2 protein-coding genes are annotated in these 1,026 nt (G+C 62.3%); both read right to left on the reverse strand.

The features are described from left to right. On the reverse strand, positions 1-242 hold a 242-nt coding region (locus A3730_RS27940), incomplete at its 3' end, for a PmbA/TldA family metallopeptidase (protein WP_304439541.1). Next, positions 229-1,026 (reverse strand): carbon-nitrogen hydrolase family protein (locus tag A3730_RS27945; protein ID WP_063539383.1); only part of this gene is annotated, 798 nt, incomplete at its 5' end. The genes A3730_RS27940 and A3730_RS27945, both read right to left, overlap by 14 nt.

The raw sequence follows: 1,026 nt of genomic DNA on the forward strand, positions 1-1,026 counted from the left end.
GTCTTGTCGCCCTGCACGATACGCACACCGGCGCCGCGCTCGGTATTGAAACTGGCATCACGAACAATGCCATCTTCCAGCACCCAGGCCTCATGACGGCTGTGCTGAAAATAGATATCGGCGTAATCCGCCTGCCCGGTCAGTTTGCCATTCAGCAGTGACGCCAGTTGCGGGGTGTGCAGATTGGCCGGAGCCAACAGCACGGATTCGGCAATAGAAAGAGCGTCATCAGTTTGCGTCATAAGGACCTTCAATTCGTAATCGTTGATGCTGCTGTACAGGCATGCGCTGGCGAAGTTCGTTCATGGTAGCAAGGTCCAGCGGTGCCACAAGCGCACCAGGCGCATTCTCCAGGCTTGCCACCACGTCCCCCCAGGGGGACACCAGCATGGAATGGCCGTAACTGGCACGGCGCGGGCCATGTTGCCCGCATTGGTTGGCGCCCAGCACATAACAGCCGGTCTGCACCGCGGTGGCACGCAGCAATAATTCCCAATGAGCTGCACCGGTCACGGCAGTGAACGCCGACGGGTATACCAACAGCTCGGCACCGGCGCTCACCAGGCGCTGGGCCAGGGCCGGAAAGCGCAGGTCATAGCAGATCGCCAAACCCACCTGCACACCGGCCAGGGGCACGGTGACGATGGTTTCACCGGGTTCAAAAAGATCCGACTCCCGGTATTGGCCCTGGGCGTCCTGCACCTGGGCATCAAACAAGTGAAGCTTGTCATAACGACCAACGATCTCCCCGTCGGCGGTTACCGCCAAAGAGCGCGTGCGTACCCGCGGCGCCGGCACCGGCTCGCCGTCCGGGCGACTCAATGAAGGCACACTACCACCAATGATCGCCATGCCCAGCCGGGCAGCCTGTTCACAGAGCCATTGTTCCAGCATGGCATACTCTGCCGCCAGCGCCCGGTAATCACCGCCGTAGCCCGCAAAGTTTTCCGGCAACACCGCCAGGCAGGCGCCCTTGTCACGGGCCGCCTGCAGCAGCCCGGCGGCCTGCTCCAGGTTGGCCTGGGG

The organism is Alcanivorax sp. HI0044, assembly GCF_001634945.1.